Origin of the sequence: Methylomicrobium album BG8, from assembly GCF_000214275.2 — a bacterium.
Lineage (GTDB): Bacteria > Pseudomonadota > Gammaproteobacteria > Methylococcales > Methylomonadaceae > Methylomicrobium > Methylomicrobium agile.
In genome coordinates, this window is record NZ_CM001475.1 from 1,155,595 (window position 1) to 1,178,227 (window position 22,633).

Annotated in this window: 17 protein-coding genes; 7 read left to right on the forward strand and 10 right to left on the reverse strand. The window is 57.2% G+C overall.

The genetic code is table 11. From position 1 onward, the window contains the following. Positions 1–58 precede the first annotated feature (58 nt). Positions 59–985, forward strand: a complete 927-nt coding sequence (locus METAL_RS05075; RefSeq protein ID WP_005370251.1) for a TIGR01777 family oxidoreductase — start codon at positions 59–61, stop codon at positions 983–985. A gap of 122 nt (positions 986–1,107) precedes the next feature. Here the strand turns inward: METAL_RS05075 and METAL_RS05080 are convergent, their stop codons facing one another. Next, on the reverse strand, positions 1,108–2,010 hold the full coding sequence (locus tag METAL_RS05080; RefSeq protein WP_005370253.1) for a LysR family transcriptional regulator: 903 nt from the start codon (positions 2,008–2,010) through the stop codon (positions 1,108–1,110). A 130-nt stretch (positions 2,011–2,140) separates the two neighbouring features. Here METAL_RS05080 and METAL_RS05085 point away from each other — a divergent pair, with 130 nt between their 5' ends. From METAL_RS05085 to METAL_RS05095, 3 genes are all read left to right on the forward strand, one after another. Next, positions 2,141–2,959: a class I SAM-dependent methyltransferase gene (locus METAL_RS05085; RefSeq protein WP_005370254.1), complete on the forward strand. Its 819-nt coding sequence runs from the start codon at positions 2,141–2,143 to the stop codon at positions 2,957–2,959. Between the two features lie 97 nt (positions 2,960–3,056). Then, positions 3,057–3,857, forward strand: a complete 801-nt coding sequence (locus METAL_RS05090; protein WP_005370256.1) for a class I SAM-dependent methyltransferase — start codon at positions 3,057–3,059, stop codon at positions 3,855–3,857. A gap of 57 nt (positions 3,858–3,914) precedes the next feature. Beyond that, complete coding sequence (locus METAL_RS05095; protein ID WP_005370258.1) at positions 3,915–4,979, forward strand: PD40 domain-containing protein; 1,065 nt, start codon at positions 3,915–3,917, stop codon at positions 4,977–4,979. Positions 4,980–5,466: 487 nt separating this feature from the next. Here METAL_RS05095 and METAL_RS05100 read toward each other — a convergent pair whose 3' ends face one another. The 6 genes from METAL_RS05100 to METAL_RS05125 form a co-directional block, all read right to left on the reverse strand. After that, positions 5,467–6,063, reverse strand: coding sequence for a DUF4276 family protein (locus METAL_RS05100; protein ID WP_005370260.1), 597 nt, complete (start codon positions 6,061–6,063; stop codon positions 5,467–5,469). After that, positions 6,060–7,262 carry an AAA family ATPase gene (locus tag METAL_RS05105; protein WP_005370261.1) on the reverse strand — a complete coding sequence of 401 codons (1,203 nt, stop codon included), beginning with the start codon at positions 7,260–7,262 and terminating at the stop codon, positions 6,060–6,062. The genes METAL_RS05100 and METAL_RS05105 overlap by 4 nt, the downstream gene beginning before the upstream one ends. 565 nt (positions 7,263–7,827) lie before the next feature. Beyond that, positions 7,828–10,581, reverse strand: a complete 2,754-nt coding sequence (ppdK, locus tag METAL_RS05110; RefSeq protein ID WP_040578462.1) for a pyruvate, phosphate dikinase — start codon at positions 10,579–10,581, stop codon at positions 7,828–7,830. Positions 10,582–10,699: 118 nt separating this feature from the next. After that, positions 10,700–11,137, reverse strand: a complete 438-nt coding sequence (locus METAL_RS05115) for an NUDIX domain-containing protein (protein ID WP_005370264.1) — start codon at positions 11,135–11,137, stop codon at positions 10,700–10,702. A gap of 7 nt (positions 11,138–11,144) precedes the next feature. Beyond that, positions 11,145–11,834 carry an O-methyltransferase gene (locus tag METAL_RS05120; RefSeq protein ID WP_005370265.1) on the reverse strand — a complete coding sequence of 230 codons (690 nt, stop codon included), beginning with the start codon at positions 11,832–11,834 and terminating at the stop codon, positions 11,145–11,147. Between the two features lie 48 nt (positions 11,835–11,882). Next, positions 11,883–12,119, reverse strand: a complete 237-nt coding sequence (locus METAL_RS05125; protein ID WP_005370266.1) for a TIGR02647 family protein — start codon at positions 12,117–12,119, stop codon at positions 11,883–11,885. A gap of 199 nt (positions 12,120–12,318) precedes the next feature. Here METAL_RS05125 and METAL_RS05130 point away from each other — a divergent pair, with 199 nt between their 5' ends. The 3 genes from METAL_RS05130 (at position 12,319) to METAL_RS05140 (ending at position 14,655) form a co-directional block, all read left to right on the forward strand. Continuing rightward, positions 12,319–13,314, forward strand: a complete 996-nt coding sequence (locus METAL_RS05130; protein ID WP_213069461.1) for an efflux RND transporter periplasmic adaptor subunit — start codon at positions 12,319–12,321, stop codon at positions 13,312–13,314. A 167-nt stretch (positions 13,315–13,481) separates the two neighbouring features. After that, the gene (locus tag METAL_RS05135) at positions 13,482–14,072 is read left to right on the forward strand and encodes an RcnB family protein (protein ID WP_005370268.1); all 591 of its coding nucleotides are present in this window, start codon (positions 13,482–13,484) and stop codon (positions 14,070–14,072) included. Positions 14,073–14,136: 64 nt separating this feature from the next. After that, on the forward strand, positions 14,137–14,655 hold the full coding sequence (locus METAL_RS05140; RefSeq protein WP_005370269.1) for an O-acetyl-ADP-ribose deacetylase: 519 nt from the start codon (positions 14,137–14,139) through the stop codon (positions 14,653–14,655). Positions 14,656–15,265: 610 nt separating this feature from the next. Here the strand turns inward: METAL_RS05140 and METAL_RS05150 are convergent. From METAL_RS05150 to METAL_RS19830, 3 genes are read right to left on the reverse strand one after another with little or no spacing between them, the layout of a single operon-like run. Next, complete coding sequence (locus tag METAL_RS05150) at positions 15,266–16,903, reverse strand: diguanylate cyclase domain-containing protein (protein ID WP_005370271.1); 1,638 nt, start codon at positions 16,901–16,903, stop codon at positions 15,266–15,268. Then, entirely contained in the window at positions 16,900–19,050 is a 2,151-nt protein-coding gene (locus METAL_RS19825) for a PAS domain S-box protein (RefSeq protein WP_005370272.1), read from the reverse strand. Before METAL_RS19825 ends, METAL_RS05150 begins: the two co-directional genes overlap by 4 nt. Positions 19,051–19,105: 55 nt before the next feature. Then, positions 19,106–22,564, reverse strand: a complete 3,459-nt coding sequence (locus tag METAL_RS19830) for an EAL domain-containing protein (protein ID WP_005370273.1) — start codon at positions 22,562–22,564, stop codon at positions 19,106–19,108. Positions 22,565–22,633 lie beyond the last annotated feature (69 nt).

Genomic DNA, 22,633 nt, shown 5'->3' on the forward strand with positions numbered 1-22,633 from the left:
CCCGGTAAATGGTTCGGGCTTGGATTCGGCGCAGTCAATTACTTTAGGAGGGCTTTAAATGAAAATTCTCGTTACCGGCGGTACCGGATTTATCGGCAAGGCCCTGGTCAAAGCCCTGATCGGAGAAGGCCATTGGGTGACCGTGTTGAGCCGCAGCCCCGAGAACGTCGAACGGGTTTTCGGTCCGGAAGTGATAGGGCTCGGCCATTTGAGCTTTTTGCAGCCTGACGCGTCGTTCGATGTGATCGTGAATCTGGCCGGCGCGCCGATTTTCGACGCGCGCTGGAGCGAAGCGCGCAAACGGCTGATCCGGGAAAGCCGGATCGGCTTGACCGAACAACTGGTCTCCTGCATCGAGCGGATGACTGTCAGGCCGAAGCTGCTGATCAACGGTTCGGCGGTCGGTTATTACGGCGATCAGGGCGATCAGATTCTCACCGAAGCATCGTCCGTTCGGCCCGATTTTTCGCACCGGTTATGCGCGGACTGGGAACAGGCGGCGAGCCGGGCGGCCGAGTTCGGCGTCCGGGTCTGCCTGATGCGGAGCGGGCTGGTGATTGCCGGTGACGGCGGCTTATTGCAGCGGATGCTGTTGCCGTTCCGCCTCGGCATCGGCGGCCGGCTCGGCAGCGGCCGGCAGTGGATGTCCTGGATACATCGGGAAGACTGGATCCGGATCGCGCAGACGATGATCGCCGATGAAACGATGCAGGGCCCCTACAATGCGACCGCGCCGAATCCGGTCATGAACCGGCAGTTTACCGCTACACTGGCGCGCTGCCTGCACCGTCCGGCGCTGTTTCCGCTGCCCGCCTTCGTGTTGAAAACGCTGCTCGGCGAAATGTCTGAGCTGGTATTGGGCAGCCAGCGGGTGCTGCCCGAACGGTTGCTGATGCACGGCTTCCTGTTTCGCCATCCGGATCTGGAAGGCGCCTTGCGGGCGGCGCTGGGGGCGGAATCGGGAGGTTTTGAAACAAAAATATAGACATCTAAATGGGGTCTGACGTTTTTAGGATTAAGGGCCGTAGGATGTGCTGAACGAAGTGAAGCGCATCGTTCGCGTGAGAATAGTTCCCTCGATCGATGCGCCTCGTGCCTCGGCGCATCCTACATTTGGCGCATTTTACGGGTTTTGGGTTTACGTCCTTCCAATAAGTCAATCTCGTTGGTCAGGAATGCGACCATACGATCTCGAAAGACTCGAACTCTTGCAGTTGTGCGCAAATCGACATGGCTGAGTACCCAAATATCAGATCCCGATTCGGTGTACTCAACAGGGATGCGTATCAGTTCATCCGCCTCGTCGGCTAAAGAACAAGGGAGTAAAGCCAGCCCTAGGCCTTCCCGGCACATTTCGAACATGGCTACACTGGAGTTGGTCCGGTAAGCTCGCTTGAGTTTGGGAAAATTTTTCTTGATCCAATACGGCAAACTGACGCCATCGCCTATCCAGGTGATACAGGGCGGTGTTTCCGGCGACAGGTTTAGCCATAGCGTCGGGTGGCCGTAAACATAATAGGCAAGCCTGCAAATACGTTTGCCGACCACATTCGGCGGCGGCTCGATAAGGGCGTGAATCGCAATGTCGGCCTCGCGGCCAGCCAGATTCAAAACTTCCTCGGCAGCGATGAGTTCGAAATCGACGTCGGGATAATCTCGCTTGAAATCGCGGATAACCGGCAACACAAAACGCTTCGCGCATACATCGGAAACCGTCACTTTAATCAATCCCGAAATATCCTCGGAGTCGCTTTCGACCTTGCGATAAATGGCATTGGCTTGGTTCGCCATCACTTCCGCCAGCGCGACGATCTTTTCCCCAACCGGCGTGATGACCCAGCCTTTTGCAGTACGGTCGAACAAGGCTTTGCCTAGTTGATTTTCCAGTTGCGCAACCCGCCGGCTCACGGTGGATTGATTCACTCCGAGCCGTAACCCCGCCTCCGTGACATTACCCGAACGAACTACTTCAATGAAATAACGCAAGTCGTCCCAATTTAGATTATGCATATTTGCAATGGCCTTATGCTAAATTCAATATTAGGCATGCATTTTAATCATTTGCCAGTCGCTTATAATAGTTATTTCGATCAAGAAGAGCTGTAACGGCTCATGGGGTAAGGTAAGCGTGGAACAGAGCATGAATGAACTGATGAACCACACGGCCGAGATGGGTCAGATGGAAATGTTTTCCAGGGCCTGGTACAACGAATATTTTCGGCGTGCGGCCGAAAGCCCGGCGCATTCACGCTTCTGCAAGGCCGTTTATGGTATAGACCTGTGCCAACACGGCATGATGGATATTGAGGAAATGGGTTTTTTGGCTTCATTGCTCAGCGTTGGCGAGAAGGTGCTGGAAGTCGGCTGCTCAAACGGTTACATCACCGAATACCTCCACGAAAAAACAGGCAGTCATATCCTGGGCCTTGATTATGCGGATGCTGCCATTGCCCAGGCGCAAGACAGAAACCGCGATAAAGCCGGCACGTTGAATTTTCAGTGCGTAGACCTGATTCATGACGAACTGCCCGGCGACGATTATGATGTTATTCTCGCCATCGATTCGATCTATTTCATGGGCGATTACAATAAGATCCTGGTCAAGCTCAATGCCAGACTGCGGCCCGGCGGCCGTATGATCATCGCGGCGTTTCAGGTCAAGGAGGAGCATGATTCCGATGCAATTTTGTTGCCCGGCCATACGCGCATGGATCAGGCGCTACAGGCTCTGTCATTCCGCTATGTTCAGCACGACTTTACTCCGAATATCCGCAATCACTGGATAAAAAATTACCAATTCTCTCGCATGCTTCAGCCCGAGTTTGCCGACGAAGGCAATGCCTTTTTGTGCGAGGCGCGCATGGCGGAGAACGGCTGGTTCAAGGATCATGCCGAGCGCGGTACACTGGTTCGGTTCATGTATGTAATCGAGCATAATGCGGATCTCGCTCCGTGTTAAGCGGAGACTCGCTGCAATAAAACGAAGGCGAAAGGACGCAGAGTTATTGCCTGTTTTTTCAAAAATTCCCCCTTTATTGTTGGCAAAGGAAAATATTATGCCGGGCTACGTTGATGAGGTTGTCATTCCGTACGATCGTGATCTTGGACCGGTGCTATTCGAGCATTACGGCGCCGATACCGCTCGGCGCGTTGCCGGACAAGCGCCACTGGACGTCCTGGAAATCGCTGCCGGTACCGGTATCGTCACCCGCCACATGCGCAATTTGTTGGCGAAGGAAGCCCGCCTGACCGCGATCGATATCAGCGATACGATGATGGACGTGGCCCGGCAGAAGTTTCAGCCCGGCGAACAAGTCACGTTCATGAATGCCGACGCCACTGCGTTGCCGTTCGATGACGAATCCTTCGATGCCGTGGTCTGCCAATTCGGCATCATGTTTTTCGACCGCGACAAGGGGTTGCGCGAGGTTTACAGAACCTTGAGGCCCGGCGGTCGCTATTTGTTCCGTGTCTGGGATTCGGAACGCTATAACCCGTTTGCCAGTTTGAGCTTCGAAGTCTTTAAACACTATTTTCCGTCGGATACACCGCAGTTTTTATTCGATCCTGTGTCCTGCCATCAAATCGATCCGCTCAAGGAACAGTTGATTCAGATCGGGTTTGATCCGGTGGTTATTTCCGTGCAGCGTCACGTCTACGATATTCTCGATGTGACGGCGTTTGCGCGGGCTTTGGTATACACGCCGGTGATTTTCGAAATCAGGGATCGAGGCGGCGTCGATCCCGAGGATATTGTCAAGCAGCTAGCCGAAGCCTTCAAAAAAGAGTTCGGCTCTGGCCCGACGCGTTATCCGATGCAAGCCATTTTATTCGAGACGGAAAAGCCCAAGGCTTAAACGCCTGGGAAAGGCTTCGTTTCCGTTCGCCCCATCCTTTGTTATTCGGTATCTACTATGAAATCAAGATTCTCTATCTTCAATTGCGCCATCGGCGGGTTGGCAGTGCTGTTGATGCAGAGCCCGTCTTATGCGATGCCGGGCATGGACATGCCTTCCGGCGCGAGCGCCCAAGCACCGTCATTGGCCAAAAGCATCGGCGCGCCGATCAATTCCGATGCTGCGGAGTTCGAAATGACCTACAGCGCCGATGGCAAAACCGTTTTGTTTGTTTCTACTCGGCCGGGCAGTATCGAGTCCAAAGGCACCCCTTACAGCTTTGATATCTGGATGGCTCACAGCGCCAATGGCGCTTGGCAGGCACCGATTCATCTTGGGCCTGGCATCGATCCCAAGGTGGGCCCAAACATCAATACCGAAGCCTGGGAACTTGAGCCCAGCCTATCGGACGATGGCAACGCGATTTATTTCACTCGCTACCAGCCAGGTAATCTTTCGACCGGCGATTTGTACGTAGTGCAGAAAATCGATGGCATCTGGCAACAAGCCAAGAGCTGGAATGACGTCCCGGAACTGCCGCATCTCAACACACCGACCGGCGAGGAACATTGCCCGATCATTGCATCGGACAGTCTGATTTATTTCAGCTATCAGCAACCGGGCGTCACCCAGGACAGCGACATCTGGAAGGTCGAAAAGAAAAACGGCGCTTGGCAAAAACCGCAAAGCTTGGGAATGCGGATCAACTCGCCGTACCGGGATCATTTGCACTGGACCGGATTGTCGAAAGACGGCAAAAGTCTGGTGATTACCAGCACGCGCACCGACATGGGTTCGCGCGGCGGCCACGACGAATGGATTTCGCACCGGAATCCCAAGGGCGAATGGCAGGAACCGCTGAACCTTGGCGACACAGTGAATACCGCCGGCGAAGACATGTGTTGGTCGTTCTCGCCGGACGGCAAGAGGTTTTTCGGTGGCTGGGGGCCGCAAGGTTCGTACAACATGGATGTGCTGTGGGTCAACAAAGACGATGTACCGTTACTAAAAAATTTCGATCCTATCGGCCCCCCGCCAAATCTAATGACTAAAACTAAGGCAAAGGCCAGCGAGATTAAGTAGTTTCGTCATTGTTGCTGTCTTTTAAAGCTTATTCTGACTGCTCCAGGTGAGAATAAGTGGCTGGTTTTAATGTACTTTGTGACATTCAGTTTAAATACGGATTAAGAGCTGAAGACTGTTGCGCTGTGAAAGCAGTCTAATAAAATCCCCCTGCCCCTTTTTCAAAAGGGGAGAGGAAAGTGGCATTGTCGAAGGGGCGAGAGCAAGAGTCGCTTCAACAATGGCCAAAACGACGTCCCCTTTTTGAAAAGAGAGCAAGTATGCTGGCGACATCCCCCTTTGAAAAAGGGGGCAGGGGATTTTCTCTACAAATAGTTGATGAGGCAACGCCGATGCAGCGCTTAATTCGCATTAAAGTCCTTGCTTACCGCCCTGCCGCATCGAGGGCCGTAGGATGTGCTGAACGAAGTGAAGCGCATCGTTCGCGTGAGAATAATTTCTCGATCGATGGGCCTCGTGCCTCGGCACATCCTACACTTGGCACATCTTACGGGTTAGGAGCCTGTGGCCGTTTGTTCCATTCGCTACAAAGCTTTCTAAACGAGCGACTACGGTCAAACGCTAGCTGCAAGTCTATTTGCGCGGAAAATGCCGGTTGATCGGTCGTTTCGCCATACGAGCGGTTGGCCATGCAAGCCTCGATCCAGCCCTTGGCATCGCGCGGTCGTTCGGGATCGATGGCCTTTGCCGGGTCATAATTGAAGCCTCGATTTCCCTGCAGCGATTCGGCGGCTGCGATAAACCAGGCTTCGTATTCTCTGTTTGCCAACACAACGGAAATTTTACGGTGAGGGGCGATAATTTGGGCGCGACACAAAATCTCTTGACCCAGTTCGGCGGGGCAGTCATCGTCCGCATCGAATAGGATTAATATCCAGCCTTCGTCGCCGCATTTGTTGGCGGCAAGAGTGAGATGGCGGCGAAATTCGTCATCCTTGTTTAGGAAACGGTCTCGGCGGACACGAATCGGATAGCCTACATCGACATAGACTTCCGGGGTTAACCACTCGTTGAGTCGCCGTAATAGGACAGGTAAAGCGATGACTTCACCATCGCCCTCCACAATCGCAGTCACATTGATCACGGCTGGCTGTCTCCAAATAAATCGATTTGTTTTAGTTCTTGCGCTTCCAGCTGTTTGCGGTCGGGGGCCAGCTGATTTATGCGCAGCAATTCGCCTGCGGAGAACAGTGAGTCTCGCATCGCTTGCCGAGACGCTTCGTCGATGGGGCCGATCCGGGTTTCGCCTTTTTCGGAAACCACCGACAATAAAGAATCGGCGTTCAATTGCCGATCGTCGAGCAGATCCGGACTGTGGCTGGTGACGATGATTTGAGTTTCTTGCGAAGCCCGATTCAACGCTTCGCGCAAAGCTGAACTTGCCGCCGGATGTAACGCCGTCTCCGGCTCTTCGATGCCAATCAAAGTGGGGGCGTAATCCCGGTTACCTTGAAACAGTGCAGCCAATACTCCCAATGCCCTTAAGGTGCCGTCGGACATGTTTTGCGCCAGAAAACGCCAGGGATGCTTGGCGCCGGCCATGTCCTGACGAAATTCAAGGGTTTCCATCGGGCCAATGGACTTACGTTTCACACCATGAACCATAGGTACGACAGTCTGCAAATATTCCTGGATGATGGCTATACGTTCCGGAGATACTCTTTCTAAGTGCCCAATGATACTAGCGATGTTTTCGCCAACCGGCTTTAGCAACTTACCCTCTTGCGGTTTCTGCAGTTCGCGCATTAATTTGGGATTCAAATTGTGAAATCCCATTGTTGAGAACAGGTCGAAAACCGGACGAAATTCGGTCAAGCCGGAAGCGGCTACCAAGGCTAAGCGGTCGGAGGTCACGTAGGGGAACGTCGATTCGCTACTGTTGCGCAGTTTGCCTTTATCGATCTGGAAAAATGGGCCTTTACCAATACCCACCAATACGCATTCCTCGGTTTGCACTTCGTAACCTTGGCCGGAGAGCGCTCCCACATTGAATGCGTAATGTCCTTTTTGCCCATTAGCGAGTGAGAATTCCAGACGGATGCCGAAATGGTTTGGATGGCCGCTGGAATATCTGCGTACTTCCGACAGGCCCCCGCGTTCGTTTAATGCGTTGTCCAACGAACTTGTCAAGGCATCTCGTACCAAGTGCAAGGCATCGAGGAAATTGCTTTTACCGGAACCATTTGCCCCTACTAAATAGGTTAGTTGGTCCAATTTTACGTTGCAATAACCAATACTTTTGTAATTTCGTAATACGACGCAGGTGATACGGGCATGGGCCATGGGGTTAGGTTCTCTATATTTTGATGTACGTTAGGCAATCGAGCTGCTTGGCTTGGCTAGAGCATTTTCATATCGCCTATAGGGAGATTAAGTCAAACCGTCATCTCGGCAGGGATTGCCGAGATCCAGACTGCAGGGATGCATTAAAGCTTGCCATCAGTGGCTTCTGGATTCCGGCAATCCTTGCCGGAATGACGTGTTTCCCCTCACTTTGCGGCATTGATTATGATCGTACACCCAAAACGAAAATACTCTAGGCTCGGTAATGATTTTTTCCGGCGCGCTGTATCAACGGCGTTATCAACGGCGTTCGAGTCATTGGCGATAGCGTACTCGGAGGCATGTTGACCTCAAAATGTGCGATTACACAAGATAATCGCACTTATATTTTCAAATGACAGCTTATTTGTCCTTTCTTGTCCTTGCAAATTATTGCATATGGGTAGAAAAGGGTCGAAGCGAGGCGGTCAATGTAAGATGCCATCGAGTTCTTTTCGATGACTTGTAAGGTCAAGCTCAGATTTTTGCACAGTAAAGTCCCGGCTTCCGCCCGGCTGCATCGAGTTTATGAGTGATTGAAAAACTCATGTTCCAGGAGTTTCGCGTGTGCCGCGGCCAGACGCGCGATCGGAATGCGCGGCGCCGAGCACGACACATAATCCAGCTTGATATGGTGGCAGAAGCGGATCGATTGCGGATGGCCGCCCTGTTCGCCGCAGATGCCGATCTTCAGGCCGGGGCGGGTGTGGCGGCCGAATTCTGCGGTCATCTTCATCAGTTGCCCGACGCCCTTGACGTCGAGCACTTCGAACGGATTGTCTTCGAGCAGGCCGACTTCATTGTACAGCGGCAGAAACTTGTTTTCCGCGTCTTCGCGCGAGAACGAGAAAGTCGCCTGCGTCAGGTCGTTGGTGCCGAACGAAAAAAACTCGGCCAGTTCGGCCAGTTGGCCGGCGCGGGTACAGGCGCGGACCGTCTCGATCATCGTGCCGAACTTGAAGTCCAGCGTCAGGCCGTAGCGGGTTTCGGTTTCCTGGCGGACTTCGGCGACATATTCCTTGACCCGCTTGAGTTCCTCGGCGGTGATCACCTGCGGGACCATGATTTCCGGCGCGATCTTCAGGCCCTGCTGCGCGCAGAGCGCGGCGGCTTCCAGCACCGAGCGGATCTGCATCTTGTAAATTTCCGGGTACGACATGCCCAGGCGGACGCCGCGGTGTCCCAGCATCGGATTCACTTCGTACAGATCGCGGACTTTTTTCAGCATCAGTTCTTTTTTCGCGATCGCCTTGCTGATCACCTCTTCGTTCAACAGATCGAACGGGGCGGGCAGCGTCGTCAGGTGTCCGGACAGCGTTTCCAGCGTTACGCGCTGGCCCTTGATCATCGTTTCGTATTTTTTCAGGGCCTGGATTTCATCTTCCAACTGATGTTCGCTGGGCAGAAATTCGTGCATCGGCGGATCGAGCAGGCGGACGGTTACAGGAAAAGGCGCCATCGCGGTAAACAATTTCACGAAGTCTTCGCGCTGGATCGGGAACAGTTTTTCGAGCGCCGCGGCACGGCTTTCCGGGTCTTCGGCCAGGATCATGTCGATTACCAGCGGCAGACGCTCTTTTGCGTTGAACATCCGCTCGGTGCGGCACAGGCCGATGCCGGCCGCCCCGTAGGCGAGCGCCTTCTTCGCGCCTTCCGGCGTATCCGCATTCGCATGCACCTTCAGCTCCGCGTATTCGTCGGCCCATCCCAGCAGCGTCTGCAATTCTTCCGAAACGGTCGGCGCCACGGTCGGAATTTCGCCCAGATAGATCAGCCCGGTGCCACCATCGATCGTAATGATGTCGCCTTCGTGGATCAACACCTCGCCGACCTGCGCGCGCCGCGATCTGACGTCGACCCGGATGTCCTCGGCGCCCGCGACGCAGGCCTTGCCCATCCCGCGCGCCACGACCGCCGCGTGCGATGTCTTGCCGCCGCGGCTGGTCAGGATGCCCTGCGCGGCGAAAAAGCCGTGGATGTCTTCCGGCTTGGTTTCCTCGCGGAGCAGGATCACCGCTTCGCCGGCCTTGCCCATCATCGCTGCGGTATCCGCGTCGAAAACGCATTTGCCGCAGGCCGCGCCGGGGGAGGCCGGCAGGCCCTGAGCGAGCGGCGGAATCTTGTTGTGCGGGTCGAGCTGGGGATGCAGCAGTTGTTCGAGCAGTTCCGGATTGATCCTGAGCAGCGCCCGTTCCTTGCTGATCAGACCCTCCTTGACCATCTCGACCGAGGTTCGGACCATCGCGGCCGCGTTCATTTTCGCGTTGCGCGTCTGCAGGCAGTACAGCACGCCGCGTTCGATCGTGTATTCGAAATCCTGCGCTTCGCGGTAATGCTGTTCGAGCTTGTTGCGCAGCTCGGACAACTGGCGGTACAGGTCGGGCATTTCTTTGGCCAGCTCATGCACCGGTTTCGGCGTCCGGATGCCCGCGACCACGTCTTCGCCCTGGGCATTGACCAGATATTCGCCGTACATTTCGTTCGCGCCGGTGCCGGGATTCCGGGTAAAACCGACCCCGGTCGCGCAGTCGTTGCCCATGTTGCCGAACACCATCGTGACGATGTTCGCCGCAGTGCCGTTGGCCATCTTTTCGGTTACGCGAAACTCGCGCCGGTAGTCCACCGCGCGCCGGCCCATCCAGGAATCGAACACCGCCTTGATCGCCAGCTCCAACTGTTCGTACACGTCTTCGGGAAAAGGACGGCCGGTTTCTTCCCTGACTACCTGCAGGAACAACTCGCTGATCTCCTTTAGATGATCCGCGTCGAGCGCGACATCGGCCTTGATGCCCGCCTGTCTTTTGACCTCTTCGAAATGCGCGTCGAATTTTTCGTCCGGAATGCCGAGCGCGACCTTGCCGAACAGTTGAATGAAGCGGCGGTAGGCGTCGAAGCCGAAGCGGGGATCGCCGGTCGCTTCGATCAGGTCCTGCAAGGTTTCCCGGTTCAGTCCGAGATTCAGGATCGTGTCCATCATGCCCGGCATCGAAATCGCCGAGCCTGAGCGCACCGACACCAGCAGCGGCTGGCTTTTGCCGCCGAAAGTCTTGCCGGTCGTCCGTTCGATTTCCTGCATGTGGTGCCTGACGTCGTTCATCAGGCCATCGGGTAATCGGTGATGCTGAAGATAATCCAGGCAGGCTTCGGTCGAGATCACGAAGCCGGGCGGCACGTTCAGGCCGATCTGAGTCATCTCGCACAGGTTCGCGCCTTTGCCGCCGAGCAGCGCCTTGTTTTTGCCGTCGCCTTGTTGGAAAGAAAAGATGTATTGTGTTGTCATGCTGGTTTTCCCCCTGTAGCCATAAGCGGACAAATGGCCGAATTCCATCGTCTGCGGCGTTCTTGCGCCCATTGATTATGCAGGTAGGTGTTAAACGGATGCTCCTACCCGTGTCTAGCTAAAAACGTAATGGTGTGACTTGGCCCGTCGCCAAAAAATTCCGATAGTCGGCCAGCACCTGGGCGTGATCGAACGCCAGCAATTCGGGCAGTGTCGCAAATGTGAAAATGCCGCAGTTCTTCGCATCGTCGGCGGCGACGGGCATGCCGTGCGCCTCGGCCACATAGCAGGCGGTCGCCGTATGGCCGCGGGCATCGCGCTTCGGGTCCGAATAAATGCCGAGCAGCGCGGTCAGGCGCACGTCGAGCCCGACCTCTTCTTTCGCTTCGCGGATCGCCGCCCGTTCGACCGTTTCGCCCACATCCACAAAGCCGCCCGGTATCGCCCAGCCGTAGGGCGGAAACGCGCGCTCGATCAGGATGAAAGGCCGTTCGGGCAGGTCGATCAGTTCGATGATCGTGTCGGCGGCAAGCAGCGGGGTGACGGGTTTGGTCATGGCGAAGTCAGCCGGTTTTTTTGCGCGCGACGAGCACGCCGTCCCGGATCGGGTTGATGTACGCGTCGAAGTCGGGATCGCCGAAAATCAGCGCGTTGTGTTCGAGTATCGCTTCGGTCCAGCCGGGCACGACGTCGGTATATTCGTCCATTGCGACACGCCCGTGCCAGAGCACGTTGTCGGCGATATAGAGTCCGCCGGAGCGGATCCGGTCTTTGGCGAGGCGCCAGACTTCCGGATAATCGCCTTTATCGACATCGTTATAGCAAATATCGAACGGTTCGTGGGTGCGGGTGAAAATATCCTGCGCGAATCCGGTATGGAAATCGATCCTTTCCCATAAACCGGCCACTTTCAGAAAATGCTCGGCCTGGAACCGGTTCAGCGGATCGCCGTCGGTGCAGACGATCCGGCCTTCGGAGCCCACTGCGCGGGCAAACCAGTAGGCCGAATAACCGTAGCCGCTGCCGAACTCGAACACGCTCTCAGCGCCGATCGATCGGGCCAGCGATTCCAGAAACACCCCGACCAGGCGCCCGACGATCGGAAAACTTCTCTGTACGGCCAAGGACTCCATATCCTGCAATATAGGGGTATCGGTGCGGCCGAGCAAGCCGCGCAGATAGTTTTCGATCGCCGGATCGACCGGAACGGTCGAGGTTCGATTGGGCGGCGTGGGGGATGTGCGGTTGGTCATCGGCGGTGTTCTCCTGGCGCTGTGGGAAGGAATGGCTCCGGGCTTTTTTCACTCCGCGGTCAGGATGTCCAGTACGGTCTGGACCTGCTCGGCGGTCTCGCGGCCGAGCGCGGTCAGGTAGCCGCCGTCTTCGTGCGTGACCAGGCCTTTGCGAAACAGGCGCCGGGTCGCTTCGATCACTTGGGGATCGGCATTTTTATGTACCTTGATGCCTTCCTGCGTGGTGGTCAGGTTATAACGGACCAGCACATTCAGTTCGTCGACGAGTTCGGGGTTATAAAACACGGGAAACGCTCCATTTTCGGTAAAGTAAAATCTGCCGGGCATTGTAACCCGAATTCGCGGCGCCCGTTCAAGCGTCGAGCGGTTTGCCGGAGGCTTAGGCAGGTTTACGGACGGTGACATACCGGCTATGCTATCGATTTTTCGTCTTGTTCCTAAATTTTACTCGATGTTCGCGATGCGTTTCCGTTCGTTACTTCTCATGGCCGCGTTGTTTGCGCTTGGCGGGCCGCTGACGGCCGCTGCCGATGCCGGGGAGGAAGGCGGTGCGGAACCGGCCCTGGCGGAAGATTCGGGAGGCAGGCCGGTCGTCAGTCTCGACCGGCGGAAACAACAACTGGCCGGCCTGGAGATCGTGAAAGTCCGGCCGAGTCCATATCGGCCGGAATTCACCGCCTACGGCAGAGCGGTCAATGTCCAGCCGCTCTTGGCGCTGAGGAGCCAATACCGGGTCGCGCTGTCCGAGCAGAAAAGCGCCGGCGCGCGGCTCGCCCAGTCCGGCCAGAGCATTCGCCGCACCGAAGAATTATACCGGCATGGGGTCGCGGCCAAGCGGGTCATGCAGGAGCGGCAGTCGTTCTGGCAGACCGACAAGGCGCAGTTCGAGGCCCGGCGCGCCCAGAGCGATGCGGTGCTCGAAGAGGCGCGGGTGACGTGGGGCTCGGAACTGGCCGATTGGGTATTTCAGTCCGGCAAGGACCGGTTGAGCGATTTCGTGAACGGCAAGGAGACTCTGCTGCTGGTCACCCTGCCGGCCGGCAAGGCGTTGCCGCTGCCGAATGCGGCGGCGTTCGCCGATCCCGAAGGCAATCGCGCCAATGCCGAGGCGGCCGTCTATATCTCGCCTGCGCCCCAGATCGATCAGGCCGTGCAGGGAACCAGTTATTTTTTCCGGACCTCCGGCAGCAGGGTCAGGCCCGGCATGACGGTCAGCGTGTGGCTGCCGGATGGCAACGCGCAGGAAGACGGCGTTACCATTCCCGGATCGGCGCTGGTCTGGTCGATGGATCAGCCGTTCGTGTATGTGAGAACCGGTCCGGAAGCCTTTAGCCGGCGCTTGATCGGAAATTATCGGCCTTCGTCCGAGGGCTATTTCGTTCGGGACGCGTTGAAGGCGGGCGAAGACATCGTGTCGGTCGGCAGCCAAATGCTGCTGTCGCAGGAGTTTCGCGCGCAAATCCCCGACGAGGACGATTGAACGCGCCGCCTGGCGACCGAAAATAAACGCAAGTCTTCATTAAGCCGATGTTCATCGGCGATGTGTATGCTGATACCCAGAGAAAAGGCCGTCGATGCAGAGGAGTCCAGGGCTTTGCGGACGGCTTGCCGGTTCAGTGTTGCAAATTCATTGTGAGGAGACAAGTCATGATTCGATCGGGTTTTCGGGCTAAATGCCTTATTTTGGCGGCTGTCGCGTCGCTGTTTACGGCAGGCCCGACGTTTGCGGACAAGCCGGGCTGGGCCGGCGGCCCCCGCGGAGGACAGAGTCGCCAAGCCGAACGCTGGCAAGGCCAGGGCGGTTATTCGGGAAAGGAATTCCACGGCGGGGATGGCGGCCGGGATTACCGGCGCGGGAGACAGGCGGACCGGAATGACGGGCCGCGCTATAAGAACGCGGATCGTCCCCGTTACAGCGGCGGCCGGTATTTCGTCGATAATCACCGCACCATCGTGCACAATTATTATTACGATCAATACCGCGGCGGCCGCTGCCCGCCGGGATTAGTGAAGAAAGGCAACGGCTGCGTGCCGCCCGGCTTGGCAAGAAGGTGGGCGATCGGCCGTCCCTTGCCGCGCAATGTGATTTTTTACGACGTGCCGCAGCCCGTCGTCTTGGGGTTGGGCTATCCGCCGCCGGGTTACCGGTTCGTGCGCGTGGCTTCGGATATTCTGTTGATTGCGATCGGCACCGGCATTGTGATGGATGCGATCTACGACCTGGGCGGCGGCTGGTAGCCGGCTTTCTCGCCCTTGGCGGGAGCGCGCGTCGGGCGGAACTTTTTATCTTAGGAGCTGAGACATGGCCGTAAAACTGACTGCGATACAGGCCGATATCACCGCTTTGGCGGTCGATGCGATCGTCAATGCCGCTAATGGCAGCCTCCTGGGCGGAGGCGGCGTGGACGGCGCGATCCATCGCGCGGCCGGGCCCGAATTGCTGCGGGAATGCCGGACGCTGGGCGGCTGCGAGATCGGCGATGCCAAGCTGACCGGGGGTTATCGGTTGCCGGCCCGATATGTGATCCATACGGTCGGTCCCGTCTGGCGCGGCGGGGTACGAAACGAACCTGAGCGGCTGGCATCGTGCTACCGGCGCTCGCTGGAAATTGCGGCCGAGCATGGTATCCGGACTCTGGCGTTTCCGTGCATCGCTACCGGTATTTACGGCTATCCGGTCGAACTGGCGGCTGAAGTCGCTTATCGGACCGTCTCCGCTATGGTGGTCCGCCCGATTTCGATAGAAGAAGTCATTTTCTGCTGTTTCTCGGCGGACGATCTGGCCGTATACGCCAGACTGCTCTCATTAGACACGAAATGATCCGAGCCTCGCTCTCTTCCGTTTATAAGGCTAAGGCTGCCTGAAAGTTTTGATAAAAAAAACGGTGCGAACTGCGCTTCCTGACAGTGGAGTTTGGTTATAATCCCGTGCTGTTTTTTATCCATTTCACTGCCGGAAAAGTGACTGATGAATTCGTCTGATTTGCCCGAGAGGCCGCCCCCAATCCGTCACGTTGCGCCAAGCCTCCGGCTATTGGCTCAAACTCGGGTTTATCAGGGCCGTAGGGCGGATTCGCCGCTAGGCAATCCGCCATAACTTTGAGGCATGCTGGCGTTTTGCTGCCGCGAAAACGCCCTACAGGTTACTGGACTTATTCTTTTCGTTACGTTGAAAAAAGTGAAAGGGTTTCCAAAAGCCCACGTAGGGCCGTAGGGCGGATTCGCCGCTAGGCAATCCGCCATAGCTTTGAGGCATGCTGGCGTTTTGCTGCCGCGAAAACGCCCTACAGGTTACTGGACTTATTTTTTCCGTTACCTTGAAAAAAGTGAAAGGGTTGCCTTTCGAAAAATGCAGAATTTCAGGCCGCTCGATGAGGCGTACCGTTTCAAAAGCGAGGGGGAGGGGCGGCGCCGCAAATTTTCCATATTCCTTACGCCGCATATAAACAGTAACGGTTACGGCCTTGCTCCTTGGCCCGGCATAGCGCTCGATCGGCCGCTTGCATCAGCGATTGAGGATCGTCGCCATCTTTGGGGTACATGGCGATGCCGATGCTTGCCGAAACGGCGGTTTCCGGGGCCGCTGCCAGCGGCGGGCTTGCGATCGCAGCGAGCAGGTTCGCCGCGGTCCGCTCGGCATCGTCGCTGTGACGAATACGCGGCAACAGCACGAAAAACTCGTCGCCATCGAAGCGGGCAACGGTATCGGCTTTTTGCAGTACGCTCCCGATACGCTTGGCGATGTCTTGCAAAAGCGCATCGCAGCATACCCGGCCCAGGCGCGCATTGAGTTCTTTGAAACGATCCAGATCGATAAGCAGCAATCCCCCCGCTATCGGTTCGCTGTCGGTTCCGGCCAGCGCCCGTTCCAGGCGGTCGTTGAAAAGCTGGCGGGACGGCAGTTTCGTCAACGAGTCGTAAAAGGCCAACTGCGTCAGGTTGTTTTCGGCATGGCGCAATAAGGACATATCGGACAGCGCGCCGACATAGCGCTGAACCGCGCCGGTCATGTCGCGCACCACGCTGATGCTGGCCCAGGCCGGAAAGCCATGCCCATCGGAATGTCGACAGCGCAGTTCGCCCTGCCAGTACCCGCCGGGAATCGAGCCGATGCGACCGAAAAAATCCGGGAGCAACGGCGCTTCGAGCAATAGTTGGTTGACATCGGCACCGATGGCTTCTTGTTTTTCGAAGCCGGTAATCAGTAGAAAAGCCGGATTCACCGTAATGATCCGAAGGCTGTCGTCGGCGATGAAAATACCCTCGGTCGTGGTGTCGAACACGGCCGCGGCGGCTCTCAGCCGATCCTCGGAGTCGTGCTGTTCGGTAATGTCGCGAACGACGCCGATGATGCGGGTGATCTTGCCGCGCGTGCCCGGATAGGATTTCGCGTGCATCTCGACCCAGGCGATGCGGCCGTCGTCGTGATCATGCCGAAAAAACCGGTGCAATTGCTTTTCCTGGCTCAGCGCCTCGGTTAGGGCGGCTTCGACATCCGGCCGGTCGCTTGCCTGTACCCCTTTCAGTAACGTTTCCAACGGTGGTTCCCCGATTTGCTCGGGCGTTTCCATCACGCAATAAAAATGGCCTCCGGTAATGACGCGCCGGCTGCCGACATCAAACTCCCAAATACCCAGGCCCGCGGCATCCAGCGCCAGGCGAAGACGCTCTTCGCTGGCTTCGACCTGGGCCTCGGCCATTCGGCGCACCAAGGCCATTTGTAAAGTGGCGTGCAATTCCCGGCCCTCGCAGGGCTTGACCAGATAGCCGTAAGGCCGGCTCGCCTCCGCCCGTTGCAGGATGTCGTCCTCGGCATAAGCGGTTAAAAACACCACCGGGATCTTGAAGTGTTCGCGTACTTTGCGCGCCGCTTCGATACCGTCCATGTCGCCCGCCAGATTGATATCCATCAGCACGATGTCCGGATTCAGTTCGCCGGCCCGCTCAATCGCCAGTTCGCCGCTCGCGACGATCGCCACCACTTCATAATTCAGGTGGGTCAATTGCATTTCGAGATCGAAGGCGATGACGCTTTCGTCCTCTACCAATAAAATCCGGGTCGGCTTCATGTTTTGTTATCCTCCATCATCGGCGTGAAATACAGCATAAAACACGTGTCTTTGCTCCGCCCTCTTTCCAGCTGGCCTTCGATTTGTCCCGCCAGCCGCTGCACGAGTTTGAGTCCCAAGGATCGAGTCTGTTCGAAACAGAAGCCTTCGGGCAAGCCGACGCCGTTGTCGCGGATCGACAAACACGCGTCGCCTTGGCCGTCCCAACTCAGCGTAATGCGGACTTCGCCGCTGCGTCCGTCGGGAAACGCATGCTTAAAGGCATTGGTGATCAATTCGGTGACCAGCAGGCCGCACGGTATGGCGCGGTGCAGATCCAGGTAGACCGGGAAGCCTTCCGATTCGGTTCGTACCGAGGCGCGGCTGGATGCCGGCGCGTTCAACGTGATCAGCAATTGCCCGAGCCGCTCCAGATAGTCGTCGAGATGAATGCGGGTAAAATCGTTGCATTCGTAGAGAAGCTGATGAATGAGCGCCATGGCCCGTACCCGCCCCTGGCTTTCGGCGAGGACCTGTTTCACGTCGGGGTCCGAGGTATGCAAAGCCTGCAAATTGAACAGGCTGGAAATGACTTGCAGATTGTTCTTGACCCGATGATGCACTTCGTTCAGCAACGTGGTTTTTTCATCGAGCGCGCGGCTGATCGTTTCCTGGGTTCGTTTGTGTTCGGTGATGTCGCGGGTCACCTTGGAATACCCTTGATGTAGCCCCGTTTCATCGTACAACGCGGTCAGCAGGATGTTGGCCCAGAAAGTCGAACCGTCCTTGCGTACCTGAAGGACGTCACCTTCAAAATAGCCCTGGTCACGAGCCAGACGCAGATGTTTCCCGGGCAAGCCCGACCGTACTTCGTCTTCGGTATAGAAGATGTCCGGTGAACGGCCCAGGACTTCATCGGCACTGTAACCCTTGATGTTTTGGGCGCCGACGTTCCAGCTCATGACATGGCCATCCACATCGAGCATGTAAATCGCATATTCCTTGACGCCATCGACCAGAAGGCGAAAGCTTTCCTCGCTTTCGCGAAGTGCCTGTTCGGCGTGTTTACGTTCGGTGATATCGACGATAGCGGCCAGCACCATCGGCCCTTCGGCGGTTTCGATCGGATTGAGGCCGATTTCGACCGGAAATTCGCTGCCGTCGCGCCGCCTGGCATACAGATCCCGGCCCGCCCCCATCGCACGAGCCTTGGGGTGGGCGAAAAAATCGTGGCGCGAAACGGGATGGTCGGCCCGAAAGCGTTCCGGCAGCAGCACTTCGACCGGCTGTCCGATCAGCTCGGCGCGCAAGATGCCGAACATGCGCTCGGCTTGCGCGTTGACCAGTTCGATCAAACCGTTGCGATTGACCATCACGATGCCGTTGGGCACGGATTCGACCACCTGTTGAAAACGGTTTTCAAGGCGTTTGCGTTCGCTGATATCGACGATGGCGGCGAGCACCATCGGTCCTTCGGCGGTTTCGATCGGATTGAGGCCGATTTCGACCGGAAATTCGCTGCCGTCGCGCCGCCTAGCGTACAGGTCCCGGCCGGCGCCCATCGCGCGCGCCTTGGGATGGGCGAAAAACTCGTGGCGCGAAGCGGGATGCTCAGCCCGAAAGCGTTCCGGCAGCAGCATTTCGACCGGCTGCCCGACCAGATCGGTGCGGACAGCGCCGAACATGCGCTCGGCCTGGGGGTTGACCAGCTCGATCAAACCGCTGCGATTGACCATCACGATGCCGTTGGGCACGGATTCGACCACCTGCTGAAAACGGTTTTCAAGACGTTTGCGTTCGCTGATATCGACGATCGCGGCGAGCACCATCGGCCCTTCGGCGGTTTCGATCGGATTGAGGCCGATTTCGACCGGAAACTCGCTGCCGTCGCGCCGCCTGGCGTATAGGTCCCGGCCGGCGCCCATCGCGCGCGCCTTGGGATGGGCGAAAAAATCGTGGCGCGAAGCGGGGTGGCCGGCCCGAAAGCGTTCCGGCAGCAGCACTTCGACCGGCTGCCCGGCCAGATCGGTGCGGACGGCGCCGAACATGCGCTCGGCCTGGTTGTTGACAAGAACGATGTGGCCCCGGTTATCCACCATGACCATTGCGATCGGAGCCGCTTCGACCAACGCGCGGTAAATCGGCTCATTATTATGATGTTGTTTCATTTTGAGTCATCAACGCTGTAACTCGGGTGCACGGGCTCAACGATCATCCCGATTGTCATGTCGGTACGGTTGAGTTGATGAAGTTGATCAGGTCGCCGGCCGGCAAAGGTCGGCTGAACCAATAGCCCTGACCTTCCTTGCAGTGGCGACGCGCCAGAAAATCGCATTGGGCTTCGGTTTCGATACCCTCCGCCACAACGACCAGACCCAAATGTTTGGCCATGCTCAGAATGGTTTCGGCGATCGCCACATCCTCCGCATCCTCGGGAATCCCCTGGACGAAGGCGCGATCGATTTTCAGGCAAGTGACCGGCAGCCGCTTGAGATAGGCTAGGCTGGAATAGCCGGTGCCGAAATCGTCGATGGCGATACGAACGCCGAGGCGGCTTATTGTGTTCAGCACAACGATGGCTTTTTCGGGATTGTCCATGACACAGGATTCGGTGAGTTCCAATTCGAGGCAGGCGGCCGGCAGCATCGCATCGAGCAGGGTCTTCTCGACCAGGCAGTGGAATGCGGAATCGTGAAGTTGCCGGGCCGACACATTGACCGCCATGCGCAGATCGGTCAGCCCTTCGCTTCGCCAATCACGCAATTGCCGGCAGGCTGTGTTCAGCACCCAGTGGCCGATTTCGCCGATCAGTCCGATCTCTTCGGCCAGATGGATGAATGCGTTCGGTGCCAACAATCCCCGTTGCGGATGCTGCCAACGGATCAAGGCTTCCACGCTGGTGACGCTGCCTGTCGATAGATCGATGCGCGGCTGATAGTAGAGTATGAATTCATCGCGAAGCAGCGCCTTGCGCAGGTCGTTTTCGAGCATCAGCCGCTGTTCGCCGGCTTCGGTCATCACCGGGTCGAAAAACTGAAAATTGTTGCGGCCGCGTGCCTTGGCCTGATAAAGCGCGACATCGGCATGTTTGATCAGGGTGTCGCCGTCCTGGCCGTCCTGCGGAAACAGACTGATGCCGATGCTGGTCGTGACATGCAGCGTATAGCCGGACAGATCGAACGGAAGCGCCAGAACCGCCAGTATTTTTTCCGCGACCAACGCCGTTTCCCGCGCGCTGAAAATCCGGGGCAGTAAAATGACGAATTCGTCGCCGCCCATGCGCGCCACCGTATCGCCTTTGCGGAGCACCTGGCCGAGCCTCAGCCCGGTTTCCCGCAACAGCAGGTCGCCGAGCGCGTGCCCCAGCGAGTCGTTGATCGTTTTGAAACGATCGAGGTCGACGAACAATACCGCCGCCTGATGGCCGCTGATCCGGGCGAAGCTCAACGTTTGTTCGATGCGGGTCGACAACAGCGCCCGGTTCGGAAGACCGGTCAATGCGTCGTGATAGGCCAGATGCTCGACTCGGGCTTGCAGAGCCCGATGTTCCGTCAGGTCGATGCAGGCGCCCACGAAACCCACGACCGCCCCATCGGGCAGCAATCTCGGCGCCATGGTGTCCAGAACGGTGCGAAATTGGCCGTCATGCCGGCGCAGGCGGTATTCCAGCACCACCGGCTCCTTGGCGGCCATCGCGTTTTGATAGCCGTTCAGGCACACGTCCCGATCCCTGGGATGCACATCATTCAGCCAGCCGTAACCCAGTTCTTCTTCCATCGGACGGCCCGTAAAATCCAGCCAGGCTCGATTGAACCATAAACAACGCCCTTCGAGATCCGCCATCCAGATTTTGATCGGCAGACTGTCGGCCAACACATGAAAGCGCTCCTCGCTCTCCAGCATTTTCGCTTTCATTGCCTGCCGTTTGCGTTCGGCGTGGTAACCGGTCAGCAGAGCCGCACAGGTGCTCAAAAAAGGATCGAGCGAAGCCGCGATCTCCAGATTATAACCGCCCGGCCGATTGGCGAGTCCGATCATGCCGATCATGTCGTCGCCCTGATAAATCGGCAAACCCAGGAACGAATCGATGGCCGGATGCCCAGAGGGAAGGCCGGCGCGCCGATGATCATGAGGCGCATCGTTGCTCAAAACGGCTTTGCCGCTGGTTAGCACCGCGCCGATCAGCGAATTCAGGTTGTGAAACTCAAGACCGTTTTGCAGCGTATTTTCATAGAGGTGGCGCGTGTCCGCATCCCAGACGACATTGCTGTAGACATGCGTCTTGAGGTAGAGCCGGCCCGCCTCGTCGATCAGCACTTCGCCGATGAAGCCATACTGGCTTTCGCTCAGATTCAGCAGTGGATTCAGCATATGTTCGAAGGTGATGGCCACATCCCGGTTAAGCAGAAAATCGCGCTGCACATCGGAAAGCGTCTGCAATATCGCGTGCGAATGCCGCAGCGCCATCTCCGCCTTTAACCGGCCGACTTCCGCGCCGATCCGGGCCGCGAACACGTCGAGCGCCTCGATGATCATTTCGGTATCTTTCAACGGATGGGTTCCCGCCATCACGACGATGCCGAGAGGCTGCCCCGTGGAATCGAAAAAAGATGTTCCGATATAACTGTCCACATTCCACGCCTGAATCAACGCATCGTCCGGAAATTTGGCGCGGACGTCGGTTTCGTATATCTGCGTACAGTGACGACCGATAACCTGGGCGCACGGGCTACCGGTAAGAGGATAGCTCAGATTCGAAGTCAACGCGCCCCGCTCGCAGGCCGCCAGCGTGGTAATACTGTTCCTGCCGGGTTCATCGAGCAGGCCGATCAGCGCATAATCGACATCGAAATGCTGGGTGAGGCGTTGTACCAACCCTTCGAGAAAGGCGGTTCCGAATTGACGCGAAATCCCGCTACGCAGATCCGACAGAATACGTTCAATCCGCATCCGGCGCTCGATTTCGGTTCGCAATCGGCTGTCGGCCGATTTCAGACTGTCGATGCGGTTTCGTACCTCGAGCGTCATCAGCGTACCGTGCCATATCACGAAACCGAAAAAACCGAATCCGGTCAGATAATAAGGCGCGGTCACTCTCCAATCGCTCAGCAAATCCCAGCCTCCGGCTGCGATCAGCAAGCCTGCGGAAAACGCCAGAGATAAAGCCATGCGCCGTTCGCCGAGGCGGTATATCCGCCGGGAGCGGGCCAAAGCCCAGAGCAGGGTACCGGCAATCGCCAGATAGCCGACGGCGTTCCAGACACTCATCGATGGCGTGAAGCGCGCCGGCGTATCGTATCGCAAACCGTATTCGGACGCCTGATTGGCAATCAGCAGCATCCCGAAAACCGAGACGGCGACAATCAGGCAGCGCTTGCCGCAAGGCTGTCCGGCAAGCGCTGCGACATAAGCGATAAAGGCAGGGAAAAAAGCAAAAGCACAGGCGGTTTGCCAACGCAAGGCATTGGCAGCCTCGCGCAGTGTCGGCGCGATACTGTATTGCGCGGTAAAAATCTGATACCCCGCCGCGCACAAACAGCAGCACGCAAAGCTCAGGGATATGCGCCGATCGCTCCCGGCAGTACGGGCCAGCATGATCGATTGTACGCCATTCCAAAACAGAATGCCCGCGCTCAGGATATACGCGCAGATAATGAAGGAGGCAGCGCTATAATCGAACATGACTAAAGCATGAGCGGTTTAGGCGCGGGGGAGGGGAAGATTTCCGATGCGTCCTGCGGAGGATTTTGC

Bases quoted from the DNA above. Each gene is read 5' to 3' on its own strand.
- METAL_RS05075 (WP_005370251.1), top strand. From the start codon at position 59: ATGAAAATTCTCGTTACCGGCGGTACCGGATTTATCGGCAAGGCCCTG.
- METAL_RS05080 (WP_005370253.1), bottom strand. From the start codon at position 2,010: ATGCATAATCTAAATTGGGACGACTTGCGTTATTTCATTGAAGTAGTT.
- METAL_RS05085 (WP_005370254.1), top strand. From the start codon at position 2,141: ATGAATGAACTGATGAACCACACGGCCGAGATGGGTCAGATGGAAATG.
- METAL_RS05090 (WP_005370256.1), top strand. From the start codon at position 3,057: ATGCCGGGCTACGTTGATGAGGTTGTCATTCCGTACGATCGTGATCTT.
- METAL_RS05095 (WP_005370258.1), top strand. From the start codon at position 3,915: ATGAAATCAAGATTCTCTATCTTCAATTGCGCCATCGGCGGGTTGGCA.
- METAL_RS05105 (WP_005370261.1), bottom strand. From the start codon at position 7,262: ATGGCCCATGCCCGTATCACCTGCGTCGTATTACGAAATTACAAAAGT.
- ppdK (WP_040578462.1), bottom strand. From the start codon at position 10,581: ATGACAACACAATACATCTTTTCTTTCCAACAAGGCGACGGCAAAAAC.
- METAL_RS05115 (WP_005370264.1), bottom strand. From the start codon at position 11,137: ATGACCAAACCCGTCACCCCGCTGCTTGCCGCCGACACGATCATCGAA.
- METAL_RS05120 (WP_005370265.1), bottom strand. From the start codon at position 11,834: ATGACCAACCGCACATCCCCCACGCCGCCCAATCGAACCTCGACCGTT.
- METAL_RS05130 (WP_213069461.1), top strand. From the start codon at position 12,319: ATGGCCGCGTTGTTTGCGCTTGGCGGGCCGCTGACGGCCGCTGCCGAT.
- METAL_RS05135 (WP_005370268.1), top strand. From the start codon at position 13,482: ATGATTCGATCGGGTTTTCGGGCTAAATGCCTTATTTTGGCGGCTGTC.
- METAL_RS05140 (WP_005370269.1), top strand. From the start codon at position 14,137: ATGGCCGTAAAACTGACTGCGATACAGGCCGATATCACCGCTTTGGCG.
- METAL_RS05150 (WP_005370271.1), bottom strand. From the start codon at position 16,903: ATGAAGCCGACCCGGATTTTATTGGTAGAGGACGAAAGCGTCATCGCC.
- METAL_RS19825 (WP_005370272.1), bottom strand. From the start codon at position 19,050: ATGAAACAACATCATAATAATGAGCCGATTTACCGCGCGTTGGTCGAA.
- METAL_RS19830 (WP_005370273.1), bottom strand. From the start codon at position 22,564: ATGTTCGATTATAGCGCTGCCTCCTTCATTATCTGCGCGTATATCCTG.